The organism is Hymenobacter ruricola (assembly GCF_015694525.1).
GTDB classification, from domain to species: domain Bacteria; phylum Bacteroidota; class Bacteroidia; order Cytophagales; family Hymenobacteraceae; genus Hymenobacter; species Hymenobacter ruricola.
On sequence record NZ_JADQDM010000016.1, the window covers coordinates 61,664 to 82,347 of the forward strand.

The window sequence follows — 20,684 nt, forward strand, 5'->3', positions numbered from 1 at the left end:
GCAACAGCCGGCATGCGTACCTTGCCGTTCTCATTCATTCCGCCATGTCCACCATCACGCTAACCCTCGACGACGAGTTTATCGCTCAGGCCGAAGCGTATGCTCAACGTATGGGCACCGACTTAGCTACCCTGTTCACTACGACCATGCGGCCACTTATTGCCCAGCCCCCACGGCGCCGGCGGCCCATCTCCCCAGCGGTAGCAGCCCTGGCCGGCAGCCTGTCAGTGCCACCGGATTTTGACTACAAAACGGCCTTGGGCGATGCGCTGCTGGAAAAGTATTTATGAGACATTATTTGCTTGACACGAATGTTCTCATTGATTACTTAATTAACCGCGAGCCCTTTGGAAGGGATGCCGTTGAGTTGATGGAGGCAGGAGTTAGTGGGGAGGCTCGCTTTTATGTGGCTAGTCTTTCCTTTGCCAATATTGAGTACGTTACTCGCAGGCTGACGACCGCCGCGCACGCCCGCCTGTTGCTGGACCGCTTGATGCCGATGGTAGAAATTCTCTCCCTAAATGCGGCCATCATTCGACAGACGCTCGACAGCAATTTTACTGATTTCGAGGATGGAATTCAATACTTCACGGCCCTCACCGAGCCCGCCATTGCGGCCATCATCACCCGCGACCCCAAGGGATTTCGCCGAAGCGCATTGCCTGTACTCTCGGTGGCTGACGCGCTGATTGAATTGGATAACGCCTCCGGACCAGAGCGGTAAATTTATTAAACTGCACTTTTGCTGACTACTCAATATTCTTCTTGGTTTATCCTGCTGTGCCTGGCCGTGGGGGCCGGCTACGCCGCTCTGCAGTACTCGGCCAAGGCCCCGTGGAGCCGGCAGCTGAACTACGCGCTGGCGGCCCTGCGCTTCGCCGTCGTCAGCTTTTTGTGCTACCTGCTGCTGGCGCCGTTCATCAAAACCACCACCGCGCGCACCGAGGCGCCCACCGTGGTGCTGGCCGTGGATAACTCGCAGTCCGTCGAGCTCTTCACGCCCAAAGACGTGCTGAGCCAGGCCACGGCCGGCCTCGGTAAGCTGGCCGAAACCTTGCGCGGCCGGGGCTTCGCCGTCGAAACCCGCACCCTGACGGCCATGCCCGGCCGCCCGGCCCGGCTCGATTCGCTGCGCTTCTCGGCCGCCACCACCGACCTCGACCAGCTCCTCAGCGGCACCCGTGCGGCCTACGACGGCCGCAACCTGGCCGGCGTGGTGCTCGTGTCCGATGGCCTCGTGAACCAGGGACGCAGCCCCGCTTATTCAGAGTATAGCTTCCCGATTTATGGCGTGGCGGTGGGCGACACCGTGCCCAAAAAGGACCTGCGCCTTACGGGCCTCACGTACAACCGGGTGGCGTTCAGTGGCAATAAATTTCCCATCGAAGCTGAAATTGGGTTTGAGGGCTACACCGGCGGCACCGCCACCGTGGAACTGCGCGACGGCAACAAGGTGCTGGACACCCGCCGCGTGGCCCTGCCCGCCGAGCGCCGCCGGGTGCGCGCCAGCTTCCAAATCACGGCGCCCGCGCCGGGCAAGCGCCGCTACGACGTGCGCGTGGTGCCCCAGCCCGGCGAGTTCACGGAGCTGAACAACCAGCGCACGGCCTTTATTGAAGTCGTGAAGGGCAAGCTGCGCGTGCTGCTGGCCGGCGCCGCCCCGCACCCGGACCTGAAGGCCCTGCGCGCCGCCATTCTGGCCAACGACAACTTTGATTTGACCATTGCGCTGCCCGGCGTGGCCCCGCTCCGGGCCGATGCCGACTTCGACGTGGCCATTCTGCACCAATTGCCGGCCAAGGAGGGGCTGGGCAACGAGATTCTGGCCCAGGTGAAGGCCCGCAAAACACCGGCCTTCTACATCCTGGGGGCGCAGTCGGACCTGGCGGCCTACAACCAGCTCGGGGCCGGGCTCACCATTCAGCCGCGCGGCGCGCAGACGGATGACGTGACGCCGGTGCCCAACCCCGGCTTCGCCCGCTTCGCCACCGACGAGGAGGCGGCCCGTCGCTTTGCGCAGTACCCGCCCGCGCCGGTGCCCTTCGGCGACTACCGCCTCGGGGCCGGGGCCGAGGCCGCGCTCTGGCAGCAGGTGGGCCGGGTGGCCACCCAGAAACCGCTGCTGGTATTCGGCGGCCCGCAGGACCGCCGCCAAGCCACCCTGCTCACCGACGGCAGCTGGCAGTGGCGCCTGCAGGAAGCCGTGGAGCACGACGACCGCCCCGAAGCCTACGACCGCCTTGTCATTCGCACGCTCCAGCTCCTCACCCAAAACGCCAACAAAAAGCGCCTCGACGTGTACCCCACGCAGGACGCCTTCGGCACCCAGGACGACGTGACGCTGGGCGCCGAAACCTACAACGCCGTGTTCGAGCGCCTCTACAACCAGAAAATCGACCTCACCCTGACCGACGCCAAGCAGCAGACCCGGCGCTTCAGCTTTGCCAATGCCGAGGACGGCGCACCGCTGCACCTGGGCCCGCTGCCGGCCGGCCTCTACCGCTACCAGGCGCGCGCCACGCTGGGCGGCCAACCCCAGCAGGACGCCGGCGAGCTGCTAGTGCAGTCGCAGCCCCTGGAAGCGCTGGAATCGAAGGCCGACCACAACCTGCTGGCCCAACTGGCGCGCCGTAGCGGCTCGCGGCTCTACTACCCGGCGCAGTTCGACAAGCTGGCGCAGGACATTCTCAAGGCCAACTACAAGCCCGTGATTACGACCGAGGAAGATTTGAAAGATTTGATAAATCTGAAGTGGCTTTTCTTCGTGATTCTGGCTTTTCTGACGGTGGAGTGGGCCGCGCGCAAGTACTCGGGCAGTGTGTAGGGCTGGAATTGCCCAAAAAGAAACGTCATGCCGGGCGCAGCCGAGGCATCTCGCTCGCTTCGTTGCAAATAGTCTTGATTTACTGCCCCACGCGAGAAGCCTCGGCTGCGCTCGGTATGACGGGCTTTAAAGTAGAAATTCACCCGCTACGTCCTCCCTCCTACTTTACCGAACCGACATGAAAATACGAGCCATAATTACCGGCGCGACCGGCATGGTGGGCGAGGGCGTCCTCCTCGAATGCCTGCAAAACCCCACCGTGGAGCGCGTGCTGGTGCTCACGCGCAAGCCCACCGGCCGCACCCACGCCAAAATGACCGAGCTGCTGGTGCCCGACCTGGCCAACCTGAGCGCTGTGGAAACCCAGCTCACGGGCTACAACGCCTGTTTTTTCTGCGCGGGCATTTCCTCGGTGGGCGTTTCAAAGGAAGAATACGAGCGCATCACCCACGACCTGACGCTGGCCGTGGGCGAAACCCTGGCCCGCCTCAATCCGGACCTGACGTTCATCTACGTGTCGGGCGCAGGCACCGACGGCAGCGAAAAATCCGGCCAGCACTGGGCCCGCGTGAAGGGCCGCACCGAAAACGAGCTGCTGGCCCTGCCCTTTGGCGCCGCCTATATGTTCCGGCCGGGCTTCATGAAGGCCACGGCGGGCCAGCGCAATATTCTGAAGTGGTACCCGGCCATTGCCTGGCTCTACCCGGTGGCCCGGCGGCTGGCGCCGGCCTTCGTGAGCACCATGCAGGAAGTGAGCCGGGCCATGATAAACGCGGCCGATTTTGGCTATTCGAAGCCCGTGCTGGAAGTGCGCGACATCGTGGCGCTGGCCCACAGCAAAGCCGCCCCAAAGTAGCGCGGACTTTGTAGTCCGTGTCCCCGCGCTATTAGCGCTACTAACTTCGTTCGGGTATCCGCCGGGAACGCGGACTACAAAGTCCGCGCTACTGCGCTTGCCCATCCCTTTTTATGCGTTCATCCCTAAAGAAATTCCTCGTGACCACCGGCGGCATTCTCGGCACCCTGCTTGTGGCGGTGGTGGCCTTCACCAACCTCAGCCCGCAGCTGGGCGGCACGCCCACGCGGCCGGAAAAGGAGGCGTTTGCAAAATCGGGCCACTACAAGGACGGCGAATTTGTGAACCTGATTCCCACGCGGGAGATGACCGGCGGCAGCACGGCCTCGGTGATGTGGAAGTTCCTGTTTCACAAGTCGCCTCAGGCCGCGCCGCCCGGCCCGCTGCCCACCCGGCCGCTCGACTCGCTGGCCATCCTCCGCAAAACGCCGGAGCTGGTGCGCGTAACGTGGTTCGGCCATTCGGCCAGCCTGCTCGAAATCGCGGGCCAGAACATCCTGCTCGACCCCATGCTGAGCGTGGAGATGGGCCCGGTGAGCTGGGCCACCCCCAACCGCTACAACCGCGAGCTGGCCATCACGCCCGAAAAGCTGCCCTACATCGCGGCCGTCCTGATTTCGCACGACCACTACGACCACCTCGACTACCAGACCATCAAGAAAATAAAGGACAAGGTGGGGCAGTTTTACGTGCCGCTGGGCATAGCCGCCCACCTACGGGCCTGGGGCGTGCCGCGCGAACGCATCACCGAAATGAACTGGGGCGACCAGGCCACCCTGCCCGGCCTGCTGTTGCACTGCACCCCTAGCCGCCACTTTTCGGGCCGCGGCCTCACCAACCGCAACTCCACCCTGTGGTGCTCTTGGGTGGTGCAGGCGCCCACCAAGCGCGTGTTCTATACCGGCGACGGTGGCTACGGGCCGCATTTTGCGGCCATCGGCCAGCAGTACGGCCCCTTCGATTTGGCTATTGTGGAGTGCGGGCAGTACAACGACAGCTGGGCCGAAATCCACATGAAGCCCGAGCAGAGCGTGCAGGCCGCCCGCGACGTGCGCGCCGCCGTGATGCTGCCCGTGCACTGGGGCGCCTTCACCGAGTCGCTCCACGCCTGGAACGAGCCCGTGACCCGCGCCACCGCCGAGGCCGCGCGCCTGGGCCAGGTGATGACCACGCCGCACCTGGGCGAACCCGTAACTTTGGGCGATGCACTGCCAAATTCGCGCTGGTGGGAAGGTCAGTTGTAGCGTGGACTCTGCGGCGAGTCCGCGCATGAACCCGTTTACCTCCTGCCATGCGCGGCCCCACCGCAGAGTCCACGCTACAAGCTGTCATGCGCTACCTCCTCGTCAACAAGCCCTACGAAGTCCTCACCCAGTTCACCGACGAGCACGGCCGCGCCACGCTCAAGGACTTGGTGCCCGTGCCCGGCGTGTACCCCGTGGGCCGGCTCGATTTCGACAGCGAAGGCCTGCTCCTGCTCACCGACGACAAAGCCCTGCAGCACCGCCTGAGCGACCCCAAATTCAAGGTTCCGAAAACCTACTGGGCGCAGGTGGAAGGCCAGGTTTCGGAAGAAGCGCTGGAAAAGCTGCGGCGCGGCGTTAAGATTAAAGAAGGCCTAACTGCCCCCGCGCAAGCCCAAGTGATGCCCGAACCGGCCGGGCTGTGGGAGCGCAGCACGCCCATCCGCTTCCGGGCCAGCATCCCGACCAGCTGGCTGGCCATCACCATTTCGCAGGGCATGAACCGGCAGGTGCGCAAGATGTGCGCCGCCGCGGGCCTGCCCTGCCTGCGCCTCGTCCGCGCCCGCATCGACGAGCTGGCGCTGGGCGAGCTGGCCCCCGGCCAGTGGCGCGAGCTGGCCCCCGAAGAGTCCCGCAAGCTGAAAGCCAAGTTCTCGCTGACGAAGAACCCGGCCCACCGCAAGGTGCCGGTGAAAAGCGAAAAAGCGCCGCAACCGGCGCCGCGCCGCCCGCTGAAATCCTAGGCGGAAGCTCCTTTCCACGTTTGAGCATTACGCATTGCGACAAAAAGCTGTGCGACATTTTAAATTGTCGCACGGCTTTTTGTCGCAATGGTATCCTTTCTAATTTATTCAATTCCGTACACTGGCCAATCATTCTGACTTGAAGAGACGCTCCCGCCTCCGCCGGCTTCTGCTGCTCTCATTCCTCGGCTTCGCCGCCATGAACGCCGTGGCCTTTTTTCACGCCTGGCGCTTCACGCACTTTGCCAACGAGCCCGGCCTGCACTCGCCCAACCCCGAGCAGCTCAGCCCCGGCCAGAAGCTGTGGCTGCTGCTCACCGGCATCCGCAACCCCAAGCCGCAGAACGGCCCCCGGCCCGGCTTTCCAATCGAAACCGTGACCATCGCCAGCCCCAACGGCCCACTCGAAGCCTGGTTTGCGCGGCCCGACAGCGGCCGGGCCCGTGGCACGGTGGCCCTGTTTCACGGCTACACCAGCAGCAAGTCGCACCTCGCCCACGAAGCCGGCACCTTCCGCCGCCTGGGCTACAACGTGCTGCTGGTGGACCAGGCCGGCAACGGCAACTCGGCCGGCTTCCGCACCACCGTGGGCTACCGCGAGGCCGACGACGTGGCCGCCGCCTTCCGTTGGCTACAGAACGATTCGTCAGGCTCCCCCTCTCCACCGGAGAGGGGGCCGGGGGGTGAGACGGCCCGGTCGAACGCTAAAATCATTCTCTACGGCGTGAGCATGGGCGCCGTGGCCATCCTGCGGGCCGAGGCGGAACTGGGCGTGCGCCCCGCGGCCAACATCCTCGAATGCCCCTACGGCAACATGCGCCAAACGGCCTACAACCGCTTCGCCTCCATGCACGTCCCGGGTTTCCCGATGGCCGACTTGCTGGTGTTCTGGGGCGGCGTGCAAAACGGGTTCTGGGCCTTCGGCCTCAACGCCGAACGCTACGCCACCCAAATCCACACGCCCACCCTCCTGCTCTGGGGCACCGCCGACCCGCGCGTGACCCGCGCCGAAACCGACGCCATTTTCGCCCACCTGGCCGGCCCCAAAGCCCGGCACGACTTCCCCGGCGTGGGCCACGAGCCGTACTGGAAGCGCTACGCGGCCGAGTGGGAACAGCAAATTCGGGGGTTTCTGGGGCGCTAGCGCAGCTGGGGTGGCTTTACACCGGCACCGTGAGGGCTACGCTGAAGCCTTGACCCGGCACGGCCCCCGCGGCTAGGGTGCCGCGCAGGGCCTGGGCCCGCTGGCGCATGCTGCGCAGGCCCAAGCCGCTGCGGCCCGTTGGCAGCGGGGAAGTGCCGTTGTCGCGCACGGCCAGCTTTAGCTCGCCGGCTTCGCGCGTGAGGGTCACCCACAGGTCGGTGGCACCGCGGGCGTGGCGCACGGCATTGGTCACGGCTTCTTTGAACACCAGGTAGAGGTGCTGGCGCAGCTCCGGGGCCAGGGGGTGGTGGTCGTCGAGGCCCGTCACGGCCAGGTGGGTGTTCAGGCCGGCGGGGGCCGCGGCCTGGTCGAGGTGCTCGCGCATGCGGTCGAGCAGCGCCCCGGAGTTGTCGGCCTGCGCATCAATGCCCCACACGATGTCGCGCATGATGCCGGCCGCGTTGCGGGCATTGCCGAGCAAGCGGTCGAGGGCCGGGTTGTCGCCGGGCGCGGCTTGGCGCAGCAGGTCGGCCTGCATGCTCACGCGGGCCAGCAGCGTGCCCACTTCGTCGTGCAGGTCGGCCGCGATGCGGGTGCGCAGCCGCTCCTCGCGCAGCGCCCGCGCCCGGCGGCGGCGCTGGCTCAGGTAGAGCAGCCCCCCGCCGGCCAGCAGTGCGGCCAGCGTGCCCAGCAGCAGCAGGGTTTGCAGGCGGCTGCGCTGCTGGGCGGCGCGCAGCTCGTGCAGCTGGCTTTGGTGGGTGAGAGTGCGAATGCGGCTTTCCTTTTGCTCGGTGTCGAACTTCACCTGCAGGGCGGCGATTTCCTCGTTCTTGGCCGTGCTCACCAGGCTGTCGTGTAAGGCCACGTAGCGCTGCTGCCAGGCATCGGCCTGCCGAAAATCGCCCTGGTGCCGGCTGATGGCGGCCAGGTCCTGGTAGCACTCCGATGCCACTTCGTGGTTGTCGCTCTGGCGGGCATAGGCCAGGCCCCGGCGGCTGGTGGCCAGCGCCGCGGCCCAGTGCCCTTCGGCCTGCTCCACGCCGCTCAGCACCGAGTAGGCGATGCCCAGGTAGTGGGTGTTGCCGGCCGCACGGGCCAGCGCGATGGTCCGCTGCGCATATTGCCGCGCGGCGCCCCACTGCCGCTGTTCCGAGGCCAGCAGCGCGAGGTTGACCAGGCAATTGGTTTGGCCCAGCTCGTGGCCCAGCGAGTCGTAGAGGGCCAGCGCCTGCCGGAGCCGGCGCCCGGCCGGGCTGTATTGCCGGCGCTGCTGCAGCACGTTGCCCAGGTTGCTGGCAAACAGGGCCACGTCGGCGGCGGCGTGCCGGCCCTGGGCCTCGGCCAGCGCCTGCTCCAGGTAGTGCTGGGCGGCGGGGTATTCCTTCTGCAGCAGGTGCAGGCTGCCCAGGCCGTTGTAGGCAAATCCGATAATCTGGGCGTTGGCCGGGGGCTGGCGGGCCAGCTGCAGCGCGGCCAGAAAGTACCGGGTGCCGCCCGGAAAGTCGGACCCGTACATGGCGCAGTTGCCCAGGTCGGTGAGGCATTTGAGCTGGCCGCGGCGGTAGCGCAGGCGGCGGGCCAGGGCCAGGCCCTGCTGCCCGTAGGCAATGGCCTGCTTGAGGTCGGAAGTGCTCAGCTGCCAGCACAGCTCATCCAGCAGCAGCACGCGGGTGGTGTCGGCGGGCAGGGCGGCCAGGCGCCGGCGCAGGCTGTTGACGGCGGCCGACGGGGCGGGCTCGGTGGCCGCGGCCCAGGCCGGAGCGCACAGGGCCAGCCCACAAATGGCCAATGCATAGGTGATTAGCTGCTTCATTACGTGCGGCAAGTGCCGCCCCGGCACGCGTGGTGGTTGCCCAAGCCGGGGGGGCGCTTCTCCAAAGGACGGAACTGCGCTCCCGCTATCCAAAAGGCTAGCTAGGAGCGGCCCCAGCGCGGTGGGCGGGGCTGGACGGCGGCGCGGCAACTTACCCCGCCGGTTCGGCACCCGAAGGAAACCGCTGCTGCCACTGCCGCTTCTCAATGCTTCTCACGTTGTCTGCCTCATGCAGCGAGTGCAGGTATTGGCCAAGAATTACCAATTCCCTATCGGCGGGGTCACCCAGAAAGGGCGTAGGATAAATGGCGTTGCCGTAGCAGTTGCGCACCTTTTCCGGCGTGTCGTCCACTATCAACACGCGGTTTAGATTGTAGCCCAGCCGCCGCACTTTCTTCAGCAGTTTGGCATATTCGTAGTGGCTGGCCCCGTCCGGGTTGTAGTAGCCGTACTCATCGATTTGGGGCAAAGCCAAGGGCGTGCAACGCGAGCGGCTCCACACAAATACCGGTTGTATTTCGGCTGGAAATACCCGTTCCACCACCTGCTTCACGTAGTCGTCGCTGGCCGACGACCACAGGGCCAAATCGAACAGCTCCGCGCACGCGGCCAGAAACGCCTCCAGGCCCGGGCGCTTATAAACGTAGTACTACGCGAAATCATCGCCCAGCTTGGTTGCCGTGGCGTGAATCAGCGTTTCGTCTAGGTCCAGGATGAGCAGGATTTTACTTCTCGTCTCAGTCATCAGACGTACTGCTATTCCTCGTTGATTCGGCCAGGTGTTGCAGGGCCGTTTGGTACAGTTCCGCCGGTGTCCATTCCTTGGTATCAGATACCTGGCCATCGCCGACTTCAATAATCAGCGGTTGGCCGTCGGGCCGATGGGCCACGTCAACCGTGTACAACCATCGGCTTTGCAAAGCGGCCAGGGCCGGCAACAATGTGGACGGAAACTCGCGGCCATTGGCCCCGAACGCCCGGTTGCGCACCGCAAAAAATCGTTGTTCCGGCTGGTCAGACAGCTCCACAAATTCGCGCACAAACAATTCCTGGCTTTCATTTTCCAAGTGCTTGCCCAGCACCTTCCGCAGTTCCTCCGGCGAATGAATGACGGAATCTTCTCCGAAGGATTTGCTCAGCCCTTTGACAAAACAACGCCCGTCGCGGCGCAACAAAGCCGCCACCACTTCTTCCGCCGCATCCGCTTGTACTACCTGGCTGCGCGGTGTAAATTCTGCAACCGCCGCGTACCAGCCCGGCGCTTGGTGAGAAGCCAGATACATGGCCGCCGGCACCAACAGCGGCGTCAGTTGCTCCAGTTGCTCGTATTCATCCGCCGTCAGCATCCAGCCGCGGTAGAGCGTGGGCCATTGGGCATTGGGCTGCTGGTAAAGCTTGTTTCGCTCGGCATCGTAGAGGCAAACGGTGTGGCCGTGCCGTTGGGCTGCTTCCATTTCGTCCTGCCACATCGGGTCGATGGCGCGCTGGTAGGGCAGACTGGGCAGGAGGATGTTGAGCATGGCTAGCAGGATTTATGTGCCGAAAATAACGGGTGGGCCATCTCACCGAAACCAATGGTGCCGTTTTCAAAGCCGTGGCCGCCAAAGACACCCAACGCGCTTTCATCGCCACGGTGCTTTCCAGCCTCGCCAAAACCCTCAGCGCCAATTTTCCCGATGGGGCCGAGTACCGGGCCGAGCGGCGGGCCGCCGGCTTCCAGAAACAGGCTTTTTGCTGACAGCTCCGGCAACGGCGCCGCTTGGCGTTTCAGACAGTATTAGGCTTAGTTACGGTAGAGGCTAGTCTCATTCCCGGTTGCAAATCCTCTCGGTAATAATAAAGAACTGTATCCGTATTATATGAAATGCTTGCGGCGGCGATGATAACATCCGTCTTGGAATCTTCTACCCTGAAAATAAATAGGTCAAACCCTTGTTCTATTTCGAGTTGAAAATTCATTTGGTATGCTTCTGCCTGCTCAGGAATTATAAAAACAGGCAACCTAGTGTCTGATTTCCAATTCTGGAAATACACCGAAGCAAAGAATACGTTGTGGAATGTTATTTCCAACTCGTGATAATAACAGAAATCAGTACTTCCAGTAATTACCAAATCATTGCCATTAGAAGAGCCAACACAGAAGTCAAACCACGCATTCTGCCTGATTATCGTGTCTATTTCTTCGACTGTTTTGCGCGTTTCATCTGTCATTTCCAAGTGTAAGCTTTGGGCTGGACCGTTTGATGACGCAAGTAGCACCGGAATGGACCCAACTCCCTGCGCCCTTGTCAGGCCCGCCCCACCCCTTCTCACCAAAACCGGCCACCCCGGCACCAAAGCCCGGCGCGGGCCGCAAATCGGTGACAGTTTGTCACCAAAACGACGCTGGTACGTTGCTTGTAATCGTCGGGCAGCGGCGGCAACGCCCGCGTATGACCTGACATTCCACTCCTAACCAACCAACACCCCAAAACATGGGCAAAATAATCGGCATTGACCTCGGCACCACCAACTCGTGCGTGGCCGTGATGGAAGGCAACGAACCCGTTGTGATTCCGAACAGCGAAGGCCGCCGCACCACCCCCAGCATCGTCGCGTTTCTCGACGGGGGCAAGGGCGAGCGCAAGGTGGGCGACCCCGCCAAGCGCCAGGCCGTGACCAACCCCAAGAACACCATCGCCAGCATCAAGCGCTTCATGGGCCGCAACTTCTCCGAAGTGGGAGAAGAGAAAAAGCACGTGGCCTACGACCTCGCTTCGGGCTCCAACAACACGGTGGCCGTGAAAATCGGCGACCGCAACTACACGCCGCAGGAAATTTCGGCCATGGTGCTTCAGAAAATGAAGCAAACCGCCGAAGACTACCTCGGCACCTCGGTGACCGAAGCCGTTATCACGGTGCCCGCGTACTTCAACGACGCCCAGCGCCAGGCCACCAAAGAAGCCGGTGCCATTGCCGGCCTCGACGTGAAGCGCATCATCAACGAGCCCACGGCCGCCGCGCTGGCCTACGGCCTCGACAAGAAGCACAAAGACCAGAAAATCGCCGTGTACGACCTCGGCGGTGGCACGTTCGACATCTCCATCCTGGAGCTGGGCGACGGCGTGTTTGAAGTGCTGAGCACCAACGGCGACACCCACCTCGGCGGCGACGACTTCGACCAGGTCATCATCAACTTCCTGGCCGACCAGTTCAAGTCGGACAACGAAGGCCTCGACCTGCGCCAGGACCCCATGGCCCTGCAGCGCCTGAAAGAAGCCGCGGAGAAAGCCAAAGTGGAGCTCTCCAGCTCGACCGAAACCGAAATCAACCTGCCCTACATCACCGCCACGGCCTCGGGCCCCAAGCACTTGGTGGTGAAGCTGAGCCGCGCCAAGTTTGAGCAGCTCGCCGACGAGCTGGTGCGCCGCTCGATGGACCCGGTGAAAAAGGCCCTGCAAGATGCCGGCCTGAGCACTTCCGACATCGACGAGGTTATCCTCGTAGGTGGTTCGACCCGCATCCCCCGCATCCAGGAGGAAGTGGAGAAGTTCTTCGGCAAGAAGCCCAGCAAGGGCGTGAACCCCGACGAAGTGGTGGCCATTGGCGCGGCCATCCAGGGCGGGGTGCTGACCGGCGAAGTGAAGGACGTGCTGCTGCTCGACGTGACCCCGCTCTCGCTGGGCATTGAGACGATGGGCGGCGTGATGACGCGCCTCATTGAGGCCAACACCACCATCCCGACCAAGAAATCGGAAACCTTCTCCACGGCTTCGGACAACCAGCCTTCGGTGGAAATCCACGTGCTGCAGGGCGACAGCCAGCTGGCCGCCAAGAACCGCACCATCGGCAAGTTCCACCTCGACGGCATTCCGCCGGCACCCCGCAGCGTGCCCCAGATTGAGGTAACGTTCGACATCGACGCCAACGGCATCCTGAACGTGACCGCCAAGGACAAGGGCACCGGCAAGGAGCAGAAAATCCGCATCGAAGCCAGCTCGGGCCTCAGCGACGACGACATCAAGCGCATGCGCGAAGAAGCCGCCGCCAACGCCGAAGCCGACAAGGCCGAGGTGGAGCGCATCGGCAAAATCAACGCCGCCGACTCGATGATTTTCCAGACCGAGAAGCAGCTGAAAGAGTACGGTGACAAGCTGAGCGGCGGCAACAAAACCGCCATCGAAGGCGCGCTGGCCGACCTCAAATCGGCGCACGAGTCGAAAGACCTCGCCCGCATCGACACCGCCATGGAGGCCATCAACGCCGCCTGGCAGGCCGCTTCGCAGGAGATGTACGCCGCCGGCGGTGGCGCTGAAGGCGGCCAGCCCGGCGCCGGGGGCTTCCCCGGCGGCGACGGCCAGCCGCAGGGCGGCAACGGCCAGCAAGGCCAGCCCGCCGACCACGTGACCGACGTGGACTACGAAGAAGTAGACGGCAAGTAATCCCCGCTAGCCGCATGCAATGAAAAGGCCCGGAGGCGCAAGCTTCCGGGCCTTTTTGCGTTTATATTTGGCTTATGACGAATACGTATGGCCTGCGCATGCTGCTCATCGGGTTGGGGTGGCTGCTGATGGGCCACCTCCCGGCTTCGGCCCAGGCGAAAGCCGAGCTGAACGCCAGCAGCGCGCCGGCGGCGCCCCGCCAGGTGGCCCAACCACTCGCCGTTCCCATGCCGGCCGACACCGGCGCTTTTCCGCTGAGCTACTGCACCTCGCTGCCCCGGCTGAGCGTTGACGATTGGGAGCAGGATTACGCGAAATATGAGCGTTTGCTCACGCCCGAGATTCGCCGCACGCAACTGGGACTTAGCTACCTGCAGGGCAACGTGCAGGTATGGTGGTGCCAGCCTTCGGCCTCGCCGCACGCCCAGCTCGACACGCTGACGCGGGTGGCCAACGCCGCGCAGCTGGAAGGAAAATGGAAAAGCGTGCTCGCCCGCACCATCGTGCACCGGGATTCGGCGGTGATTCGGGAAAAGAAATTCTACCGCAGTGCCCGGCTGAAAGCCAGCGATGAACAGGTGGACGTGACGCTGGCCGATGGCCGCATCACGCTGCTGGCCCGGCACGGCGCGACGGCGCCGCTGGAAAAACTCGGCCGCAAAAAATACGCCCTGGTCAACGGCCGCTACCTGCTGGTGTATGGCTTGGCCAAGGGAGCCGGGGCCGTTTCGCAGGTGGGCCTCGACCCGGCGGGCCGGCTGGTGCTGCACAGCTGCGCCGTGACGGAGCGGAAGGTGCGCGGGCAATACCTGACGTATGAAACGGTGCTCAACCAGACGGTTTTCGAGCGCCAGCCCTGATGATGCCCCAGGGCAGCTGCTCCCTAATGGCTAGCTGATTAACCGCCATCGCCGGCGCGAAAGCTTCTTGATGAAACTGCGCTTATACCGTCACTTTTCAACGCTGGAAGATTCGCAGGCTTTGCTGGGGCTGCGGTTTCCTTTGTCGCAGTTGTAAGCGGAAGTTGGGCGTAGCACGTCGGGCTTTTTTGTTTCCTTTGCTCGCCCATCTTTACTTCTTCCATGCTGGAATTCCACAAGTACCAATCTTTTCCTTCGGCCGAGGCCGCCGAGCCTTTTCTGGAGCTGCTGCGCCAGCACAACGTGCCCTTTGAAACGGCCGTGGACACCGGCGAGCCCGTTTTTAACCCGGCGTTCACCTTCAACAACACCTACGCGACCTTCGTGGTGAAGCTGCACGGGCCCGATTTTGAGTGGGTGCGCCGCCTGGAAGAAGACGCCAGCCGGGAGCTGATTGCCACCATCAGCCCCGACCATTACCTGTTCAAGTTCACTGATGCCGAGCTGTTCGACATCCTGGTGAACCCCCACGAGTGGAGCAACCCGGACGTTATCTTGGCCGGGCAGCTGCTGCGCCAGCGCGGCCGCGACGTGTCGGTGGACGCCATCCGGCTGATGCGGGAGCACCGCGTGGCGGAGCAAAAGCAGCCCGAGCCGTCGGCCACGGGCCTCGTGCGGTGGGGCTACGGACTGGCCCTGCTCGGCGGTGTGCTTTCCATCATCATCGGCTGGAATCTGTACGCCGACAAGAAACTGCTGTCCGATGGCCGCGAAGTGCTGGCCCACACCCCGCAGGACCGGGTGCACGGCCTGCGCATCATGGCGCTGGGCACGGTCTGCTTCCTCTTCTGGGTGTGGGTGCGCTTCGTGCGAGGCAACTAATAATAAATAGCATTTCCACGCCGCCTTTAACCTTTCACTGGTTCTTTCTCGTAAGCGCGGCCAGGGTGGTCCGTAATGCCCTCATACCATTTGCTCTCCCAACGGCGCCCAGTCTCCCATGAAATTCTCTTCCCTCCTGTTTCCTGCCCGCGCCCTGGCCCTGGGCGGCCTGCTCTTCGCCACCGCCGAGTGCAGCGTGAGCGAACAAGTCAAAGACAAGCCCAGCGGCAAAAACGTCTCGGCCGAAGCCCTCGAAAACGAGGCCTACGCGCTCATGCAATACCGCCTCAACTTCGTGGACGAAGCCAAGCTCGGCGGCCAGGACATCCTGTTTGTGCGCCAAGCGGCCGATATTGCCTCGCCCCAGCAAGAGCAGCTACAGGCCGCCCTGAAGAAAGGCAACCTGCCCCTGCACCTCAAAATGCGGGTGTACGCCAAAAACCCCAGCGCCACCAGCGTGCAGCTCAAGCAGCTCGACTACCAGCTGCTGCTCGACGGCAAAGAGCTGACCACCGGCACCACCGGCCAGAACCTACAGCTGGAAGCCAGCGCCATCGAAACCCTGCCCATTGCCATTGATATGAACGTGAAGCCCGCGCAACTCAGCGGCAGCACGCCGGCGGCCTTCGCCGCGGGTTTCACCGATTTCACCGCCGCCAACCGCCGCCTCACCATGCGCATCCGGCCGGTGTACGTGGGTGCCAGCGGCCGCCAAGTGCCGCCAACCGATTTTGAAACCATTCAGTTGGTGACAGCCAAGAAGGCGGTTTCGGCGAAGTAAACCAAGCTTCAACCGGCCAAAAAGGCCCCGAAAGCCCGTCATGTCGAGCTTGTCGAGACATCTCGCGTGGCATAACTAATCCATTGATTGAGTTAGTAATAGCACGCGAGATGTCTCGACAAGCTCGACATGACGGGCTTTTTGCTGCGTGACGGGCTTTTTGCTGCGTGCTTTTTATTGCTCGCCGTTGGCCACGTCCTCCACGCCTTCCTCGATTTTCTCTTCGGCTTCCTCATGGTCGTCGGCATCAGCGTCTTCCAGCTCCAGCTCTTGCTCTTGCCAGCCGCTGGGTTCGTAGCTGAGGCGGATGTAGATGGGAAAATGGTCGGAGCCAATGTGGGTGAGGCGCACCAGCCGCTGCAAGCGGAAGTGGGCGGAGTGAAACACGTGGTCGAGCGGCCAGCGCAGCAGCTTGTAGTCGGCGTGGAAAGTGGGCAGCAGGCCGCGGCCGATGCGCGGGTCGAGCAGGCGCGACAGGCGCCGGAACAGTTCCGAGGTGTGCGACCAGGCCACGTCGTTGAGGTCGCCGGCCACAATGGTGGGGCCGTCGCGCTTTTCTATCACCCGGCCCACCACCAGCAGCTCGGCGTCGCGGCGGGCGCTGTTTTTCGATTCCTGCGGCGCGGGCGGCTTGGGGTGCAGGAAGTGCAGGTTGACGGGCACGCCGTTGGGCAGCACCGCGCAGCCGTGAAACGAGGGAATCTCGGGGTCCAGGATGTAGCGAATCTGGGGCTCGCGCAGCGGCAGGCGCGAAAACACCAGCATGCCGTAGGTGTTGGGCAGCGGCGCGTGGCAGGTGTAGGGAAACTCGGTTTCGATGCGCTTGAGCTGGCTCAGCCACCAGTCGTCGGTTTCCACGGCCAGCACGATGTCGGGGTGGTAGTGCCGGATGTGGCCGAGCAGGCGCGAGGCGTCGCGGTTGTACATCAGCACGTTGGCCACCATCAGGCTGATGTGGTGGTCGTCGTCATCGTCGGGCCGGCTGGCCTGCGCCACCTGGATGCGGTGCAGCGGCGTGTAGGGCCAGATGCGGCTAATCTGGTACACCAGCGCCGCCACCAGGCTCGCCAGAAACAAGTCGGCGCCGAAGCTGCGCGCGGTGGGCAGGGCCAGCGCGGCGGCCAGGCTCAGGCCCAGCCCGGCCACGATTTGCAGGCGCGGGAAGTCGCAGATGCGAATCCACCAGGCGGTTTGGCGCAGAATGGGCAGCAGCGTCACCAGGATGGCCGCGCCGCCCACCACCCACACCACCCAGTGGCCGACGGTGAGCAGAACGGAAGAAATAGTAGCCATGCACAAAGCCTACAAATCGTCCTGAAAGCCGCCCTTGCGCAGCTCCTCGATGGTGCGCATCACCCGGTCTTTGAGGGTGGTGCGGTATTTCTCCAGCGCATCGGCCAAGCGGGCGTTGTTGAGGGCCAGAATCTGGGTGGCCAGCACGGCGGCGTTGGCGGCGCTGTCGATGCCCACGGTGGCCACCGGCACCCCGGCCGGCATCTGAATCATGCTCAGAATCGAATCCAGGCCCTGCACCGAAATGGTGCTGTTGATGGGAACCCCAATCACGGGCAGCGTGGTGAAGGCCGCCACCATGCCCGGTAGGTGGGCCGCCCCGCCCCCGCCAGCAATGAGCACGCGCAGGCCGCGCTTGCGGGCGCTTTCGGCGTATTCGACCATGCGGTGGGGCGTGCGGTGCGGCGACACCAGCGTGATGTCGTAGGGAATGCCGAACTGGCGGAGCAAATCGGCGGCGGCCGACATGATTTTCAGGTCCGACTTCGACCCCATGATGATGCCCACGATGGGGTTTTCGGTCACGGGGCGGTCGGTTTCGGAACCAGCGGAATGTTCGCCGGTGGAGGAGTCAGGAAGCATTGGGTGGGAAAGCGAATGAGAATAAACGGGGCTACGGAAAGCAGCAGCTCCCCGTTGAGGTGGCAAAATAGTACTTTTCCGCCCGGCTCGCCCGTTTCCCTACCTTTGCGCCCTATGGAAGTTCTGCTCGCCACCTTCACCACCCTGTTTTCCATCGTCAATCCGTTCGGGGCGATGCCGGTTTTCCTGACTCTTACGGCCGAGGACCGCGCCGCCGAGCGGGCCCGCACCGCCCTGCGCGCCTGCGTCTACATGGTGGCCATTCTGAGCGTGGCCTTCTTCGGCGGGCAGTACATTCTCAACTTTTTCGGCATCAACATCCAGCATTTGCGCATTGCGGGCGGCATCCTGCTCATGCGCTCGGCCTTCGAGCTGCTCACGCCCGGCGCCAACCGTGACCGGGTGGGCCCCGACGCCCTCGAAGAAAGCAAGCACAAAGACGACATCAGCTTCACGCCACTGGCCATGCCCATGCTCTCCGGGCCGGGGTCCATGGCCATCTGCATCGGCCTCATTCGGCCCACCTACGTCGACAAAGCCATGACCGTGTTCGGCTTTGCGCTGGTGGCTTTGGCGGCGTTCATCATTCTGCTCTTCTCCTTGCGCCTCACGCGGGTGCTGGGCAAGCCCGGCATGGCGGCCATGGCGCGCATCATGGGCTTCATCACGTTGGCCATCGGGGTCAATTTCTTCGCCACGGCCATCGCCGCGCTGTTTCCGGGGCTGACGCGGTAAGGTTAAAAGAACGTCATGTCGAGCTGGTTGAGACATCTCGCGTGCTATTACTAACTCAATCAATGGATTAGTTACGGCACGCGAGATGTCTCGACCAGCTCGACATGACGTTCTTACACTATACAGATGGCCTACCAAATCAGCTTATACCCAATCCCGCGCACGTTCACAATCTGCACCTGCGGGTCTTCTTTCAGGCAGCGGCGCAGGCGGGTGATGAACACATCGAGGCTGCGGCCGTTAAAAAAAGAGTCGTCGCCCCACAGGTCGCGCAGCACCACGCTGCGCTCCAAAACCCGGTTGCGCTGGTCGTAGAGGCGCTTCAGCAGTTCGGCTTCGCGGTTGGTGAGGGTTTCCTCGTGGGCGCCGAAGCGCAGCTTCTGCTTGGGATGGTCGAACTGGTAGCGGCCGATGGCGAGCGGCCCGGCGGGCGCGGGCACGGCGGCGGGCGGGCGCGAGAGCTGGGCCTTGATGCGCACAATGAGCTCGTCCATGCTGAAGGGCTTTTTCAGGTAGTCGTTGCCGCCCAGCTCGAAACCGCGCACCACGTCGGCCGGCTGCGAGCGGGCGGTGAGAAAAAGAATGGGCACGGCCGCGTTTTCGCGCCGGATTTGCTCGGCCAGCGAGAAGCCGTCGAGCTTGGGCATCATCACGTCGGCCACCACCATGTCGGGGCACTGCTGCCGGAACAGGCGCAGGCCGGCCTCGCCATCGGCCGCCAATTGCACGGCGAAGCCGCGGCTTTCCAGGCTGTCTTTGACGATGAGGCCGAGCGAGGGCTCGTCTTCGATGAGGAGGATGTTGGGCATTTTGGCTGTTAACATAAAACCGTCAGGTCGAGCTTGCCGAGACATCTCGCTCGGGATAACTAATTAGTTTTTGCACGCGAGATGTCTCGGCAAGCTCGACCTGACGGGCGATTACCCCTGCGGAATCCACAGTGCAAACTCGCTGCCCCGGCCTGGGCTGCTGCGCACGGCAATGCGCCCGCCATGGCGCTCCACCACTTGCCGCACGTAGTACAGGCCCAGGCCAAAGCCTTTCACGTTGTGCACGTTGCCGGTGGGCACCCGGAAGAACCGGTCGAAAATGGCCTCCTGGTAGCCGGGCTCGATGCCGGGGCCGTTGTCGGCCACGGTGAAGTGCCAGCCGCCGGGCTCCTGCCAGCCCCGGATGGTGACGGTGACGGCGTCCCGGGAATACTTAATGGCGTTGTCGATGAGGTTGTTGATGACGTTGCCCATGTGCAGCTTGTCGAATTGCACCCCGGCCGCGGGCGCCACGTCTACGTCGAATTTCACCGGCTTGGCGGCTTGCAACTGGTGGCGGGCCACGATTTCGGCCATCAGCTCGGCGGGCTGCACCGGCTCGGGGCGCAGCTCCAGCGGCTGGCGCTCGTCGACGGCAATGTTGAGGACTTTCTCGACTAAGTCGGACAGGCGCTGCAGCTCATTGCGCGAGATGTTGAGGTAGGTCTGGGTCTTGGCCGGGTCGTGGAGGGCGCCGAAATTCTGCAGCGCCTCCACCGCCGCCGACACCGTGGCCAGGGGCGTTTTCAGCTCGTGCGTCATGTTGTTGATGAAGTCGTTTTTGATGTCGGACAACTTTTTCTGCCGCAAAATCGTGCTCAGCATCAGCCCGAAGCAGCCCGTGGTGAGGGCCAGCAGCAGCACCGAGCCGCCCAGCAGGCCGCCCATCCGGCGCAGCACGTAGGACGTGGGCGTCTGAAACGACGCCTGCACATACTGCTCCCGAAACGGATTGAGCGACACCGGCGGGGTTTGCAGGCTGAAGCCGGGCCGCGCCGGGGCTTTAGTAGAGGCCACGCGGCGGGCTTCGGGCGGGCGGAGGGGAATCGTCAGGGTGTCCAGCACGAAGGCGGCGTCGGTGCCGCGCAGGCGCAGCTCGCGGTGGTAGTCGGCGGCCAGCTGACGCAGGTCGACGGGCGGGCCATTCGCGAAGTTTTTCACCAGGATTTTCGAGATTTTGCGCACCATCGTATCGGCCGGACCCGGAATGCGGGCGGCCCGCCCCAGCCCATGCAGCCGGATTTCCCGGATTACGTCGTGGCCGGGCAGCTGCAGCCGGGTGCTGCTTTCGGCCGCTTCGCGCTGCCACGAAAACCCTTGCCGCGACCCGTCGGAGGCGGCGTGCTGCCGCACCACCACCCGGTCGAACTGGCCGTCGTCGGTGATGTTCTGGAACACCACCACGCGGCCTTTGGAGGCCTGGGCGCCGCTCACAAACTGCCGGGCCATGCCCAGCTGGTGGTTCTGCACCACCGTGGCCAAGGCCTCGCGGGTGGTGCGGGCAAACTGGCTGGCCGTGAGTTGGTAGGTGTTGTAGAGCCAGTAGCCCTGGAAGCCGTTGATGCCCAGCATGCACGCCACCATCAGCCAGAAAATGGAGCGAATGCGGCGTTTCATGGGAGCGGTTTGAGAGAGGTTTCGGCCAAACAAAAGTACGGGCGCCGGCCGCCCATCCGGCCCCGTTAACACTATTTAAC

19 protein-coding genes and 2 pseudogenes are annotated in these 20,684 nt (G+C 63.6%); 13 read left to right on the forward strand and 8 right to left on the reverse strand.

Going from position 1 to position 20,684, the window contains the following annotated elements; translation table 11 throughout:
• Positions 1-44: 44 nt before the first annotated feature.
• The 7 genes from I2H31_RS20935 (at position 45) to I2H31_RS20965 (ending at position 6,811) form a co-directional block, all read left to right on the forward strand.
• On the forward strand, positions 45-290 hold the full coding sequence (locus I2H31_RS20935; RefSeq protein ID WP_196295003.1) for a DUF6364 family protein: 246 nt from the start codon (positions 45-47) through the stop codon (positions 288-290).
• On the forward strand, positions 287-724 hold the full coding sequence (locus I2H31_RS20940; RefSeq protein ID WP_196295004.1) for a type II toxin-antitoxin system VapC family toxin: 438 nt from the start codon (positions 287-289) through the stop codon (positions 722-724). Before I2H31_RS20935 ends, I2H31_RS20940 begins: the two co-directional genes overlap by 4 nt.
• Before the next feature lie 18 nt (positions 725-742).
• The gene (locus I2H31_RS20945; protein ID WP_230687967.1) at positions 743-2,824 is read left to right on the forward strand and encodes a VWA domain-containing protein; all 2,082 of its coding nucleotides are present in this window, start codon (positions 743-745) and stop codon (positions 2,822-2,824) included.
• A 178-nt stretch (positions 2,825-3,002) separates the two neighbouring features.
• Positions 3,003-3,680, forward strand: a complete 678-nt coding sequence (locus I2H31_RS20950; RefSeq protein WP_196295005.1) for an NAD-dependent epimerase/dehydratase family protein — start codon at positions 3,003-3,005, stop codon at positions 3,678-3,680.
• 113 nt (positions 3,681-3,793) lie between these two features.
• Complete coding sequence (locus I2H31_RS20955) at positions 3,794-4,924, forward strand: MBL fold metallo-hydrolase (protein WP_196295006.1); 1,131 nt, start codon at positions 3,794-3,796, stop codon at positions 4,922-4,924.
• 86 nt (positions 4,925-5,010) lie between these two features.
• Positions 5,011-5,667, forward strand: a complete 657-nt coding sequence (locus tag I2H31_RS20960) for a pseudouridine synthase (RefSeq protein WP_196295007.1) — start codon at positions 5,011-5,013, stop codon at positions 5,665-5,667.
• Between the two features lie 139 nt (positions 5,668-5,806).
• On the forward strand, positions 5,807-6,811 hold the full coding sequence (locus I2H31_RS20965) for an alpha/beta hydrolase (protein WP_196295008.1): 1,005 nt from the start codon (positions 5,807-5,809) through the stop codon (positions 6,809-6,811).
• 16 nt (positions 6,812-6,827) lie between these two features.
• On the opposite strand, the gene I2H31_RS20970 is transcribed toward I2H31_RS20965, so the two are convergent.
• From I2H31_RS20970 to I2H31_RS20980, 3 genes and pseudogenes are all read right to left on the reverse strand, one after another.
• Positions 6,828-8,624, reverse strand: coding sequence for a tetratricopeptide repeat-containing sensor histidine kinase (locus I2H31_RS20970; RefSeq protein ID WP_196295009.1), 1,797 nt, complete (start codon positions 8,622-8,624; stop codon positions 6,828-6,830).
• A gap of 151 nt (positions 8,625-8,775) precedes the next feature.
• Positions 8,776-9,261 (reverse strand): annotated as a pseudogene (locus tag I2H31_RS20975) (NIF family HAD-type phosphatase); the annotation flags it as partial.
• A gap of 100 nt (positions 9,262-9,361) precedes the next feature.
• On the reverse strand, positions 9,362-10,144 hold the full coding sequence (locus I2H31_RS20980) for an ATP-grasp domain-containing protein (RefSeq protein ID WP_196295010.1): 783 nt from the start codon (positions 10,142-10,144) through the stop codon (positions 9,362-9,364).
• A gap of 32 nt (positions 10,145-10,176) precedes the next feature.
• Here I2H31_RS20980 and I2H31_RS20985 point away from each other — a divergent pair, with 32 nt between their 5' ends.
• The gene (locus I2H31_RS20985) at positions 10,177-10,362 is read left to right on the forward strand and encodes a hypothetical protein (RefSeq protein ID WP_196295011.1); all 186 of its coding nucleotides are present in this window, start codon (positions 10,177-10,179) and stop codon (positions 10,360-10,362) included.
• A 29-nt stretch (positions 10,363-10,391) separates the two neighbouring features.
• Here I2H31_RS20985 and I2H31_RS20990 read toward each other — a convergent pair whose 3' ends face one another.
• The gene (locus tag I2H31_RS20990) at positions 10,392-10,835 is read right to left on the reverse strand and encodes a hypothetical protein (protein ID WP_196295012.1); all 444 of its coding nucleotides are present in this window, start codon (positions 10,833-10,835) and stop codon (positions 10,392-10,394) included.
• 257 nt (positions 10,836-11,092) lie between these two features.
• Here I2H31_RS20990 and dnaK point away from each other — a divergent pair.
• From dnaK to I2H31_RS21010, 4 genes and pseudogenes are all read left to right on the forward strand, one after another.
• Positions 11,093-13,045: pseudogene (gene dnaK / locus I2H31_RS20995) on the forward strand (molecular chaperone DnaK); the annotation flags it as partial.
• 74 nt (positions 13,046-13,119) lie between these two features.
• Positions 13,120-13,905, forward strand: coding sequence for a hypothetical protein (locus tag I2H31_RS21000; protein ID WP_196295014.1), 786 nt, complete (start codon positions 13,120-13,122; stop codon positions 13,903-13,905).
• Between the two features lie 222 nt (positions 13,906-14,127).
• Positions 14,128-14,787: a hypothetical protein gene (locus tag I2H31_RS21005; protein ID WP_196295015.1), complete on the forward strand. Its 660-nt coding sequence runs from the start codon at positions 14,128-14,130 to the stop codon at positions 14,785-14,787.
• A gap of 118 nt (positions 14,788-14,905) precedes the next feature.
• Positions 14,906-15,568 (forward strand): hypothetical protein, encoded by a 663-nt coding sequence (locus I2H31_RS21010; protein ID WP_196295016.1) that lies wholly within the window; start codon positions 14,906-14,908, stop codon positions 15,566-15,568.
• 174 nt (positions 15,569-15,742) lie between these two features.
• Here the strand turns inward: I2H31_RS21010 and I2H31_RS21015 are convergent, their stop codons facing one another.
• Positions 15,743-16,861 (reverse strand): endonuclease/exonuclease/phosphatase family protein, encoded by a 1,119-nt coding sequence (locus tag I2H31_RS21015; protein WP_196295017.1) that lies wholly within the window; start codon positions 16,859-16,861, stop codon positions 15,743-15,745.
• Positions 16,862-16,870: 9 nt separating this feature from the next.
• Positions 16,871-17,356 (reverse strand): 5-(carboxyamino)imidazole ribonucleotide mutase, encoded by a 486-nt coding sequence (gene purE, locus I2H31_RS21020; RefSeq protein ID WP_230687970.1) that lies wholly within the window; start codon positions 17,354-17,356, stop codon positions 16,871-16,873.
• Positions 17,357-17,557: 201 nt separating this feature from the next.
• Here purE and I2H31_RS21025 point away from each other — a divergent pair, with 201 nt between their 5' ends.
• The gene (locus tag I2H31_RS21025) at positions 17,558-18,178 is read left to right on the forward strand and encodes a MarC family protein (protein WP_196295019.1); all 621 of its coding nucleotides are present in this window, start codon (positions 17,558-17,560) and stop codon (positions 18,176-18,178) included.
• A gap of 131 nt (positions 18,179-18,309) precedes the next feature.
• Here the strand turns inward: I2H31_RS21025 and I2H31_RS21030 are convergent, their stop codons facing one another.
• Positions 18,310-18,987, reverse strand: coding sequence for a response regulator transcription factor (locus I2H31_RS21030; protein WP_196295020.1), 678 nt, complete (start codon positions 18,985-18,987; stop codon positions 18,310-18,312).
• A gap of 111 nt (positions 18,988-19,098) precedes the next feature.
• On the reverse strand, positions 19,099-20,604 hold the full coding sequence (locus I2H31_RS21035; protein WP_196295021.1) for a sensor histidine kinase: 1,506 nt from the start codon (positions 20,602-20,604) through the stop codon (positions 19,099-19,101).
• Positions 20,605-20,684 lie beyond the last annotated feature (80 nt).

Excerpts from the sequence above, each read along its gene's own strand:
- I2H31_RS20935 (WP_196295003.1), top strand. The coding sequence starts at position 45 with ATGTCCACCATCACGCTAACCCTCGACGACGAGTTTATCGCTCAGGCC.
- I2H31_RS20940 (WP_196295004.1), top strand. The coding sequence starts at position 287 with ATGAGACATTATTTGCTTGACACGAATGTTCTCATTGATTACTTAATT.
- I2H31_RS20950 (WP_196295005.1), top strand. The coding sequence starts at position 3,003 with ATGAAAATACGAGCCATAATTACCGGCGCGACCGGCATGGTGGGCGAG.
- I2H31_RS20955 (WP_196295006.1), top strand. The coding sequence starts at position 3,794 with ATGCGTTCATCCCTAAAGAAATTCCTCGTGACCACCGGCGGCATTCTC.
- I2H31_RS20960 (WP_196295007.1), top strand. The coding sequence starts at position 5,011 with ATGCGCTACCTCCTCGTCAACAAGCCCTACGAAGTCCTCACCCAGTTC.
- I2H31_RS20970 (WP_196295009.1), bottom strand. The coding sequence starts at position 8,624 with ATGAAGCAGCTAATCACCTATGCATTGGCCATTTGTGGGCTGGCCCTG.
- I2H31_RS20980 (WP_196295010.1), bottom strand. The coding sequence starts at position 10,144 with ATGCTCAACATCCTCCTGCCCAGTCTGCCCTACCAGCGCGCCATCGAC.
- I2H31_RS20990 (WP_196295012.1), bottom strand. The coding sequence starts at position 10,835 with ATGACAGATGAAACGCGCAAAACAGTCGAAGAAATAGACACGATAATC.
- I2H31_RS21000 (WP_196295014.1), top strand. The coding sequence starts at position 13,120 with ATGACGAATACGTATGGCCTGCGCATGCTGCTCATCGGGTTGGGGTGG.
- I2H31_RS21005 (WP_196295015.1), top strand. The coding sequence starts at position 14,128 with ATGCTGGAATTCCACAAGTACCAATCTTTTCCTTCGGCCGAGGCCGCC.
- I2H31_RS21010 (WP_196295016.1), top strand. The coding sequence starts at position 14,906 with ATGAAATTCTCTTCCCTCCTGTTTCCTGCCCGCGCCCTGGCCCTGGGC.
- I2H31_RS21015 (WP_196295017.1), bottom strand. The coding sequence starts at position 16,861 with ATGGCTACTATTTCTTCCGTTCTGCTCACCGTCGGCCACTGGGTGGTG.
- purE (WP_230687970.1), bottom strand. The coding sequence starts at position 17,356 with ATGGGGTCGAAGTCGGACCTGAAAATCATGTCGGCCGCCGCCGATTTG.
- I2H31_RS21025 (WP_196295019.1), top strand. The coding sequence starts at position 17,558 with ATGGAAGTTCTGCTCGCCACCTTCACCACCCTGTTTTCCATCGTCAAT.
- I2H31_RS21030 (WP_196295020.1), bottom strand. The coding sequence starts at position 18,987 with ATGCCCAACATCCTCCTCATCGAAGACGAGCCCTCGCTCGGCCTCATC.
- I2H31_RS21035 (WP_196295021.1), bottom strand. The coding sequence starts at position 20,604 with ATGAAACGCCGCATTCGCTCCATTTTCTGGCTGATGGTGGCGTGCATG.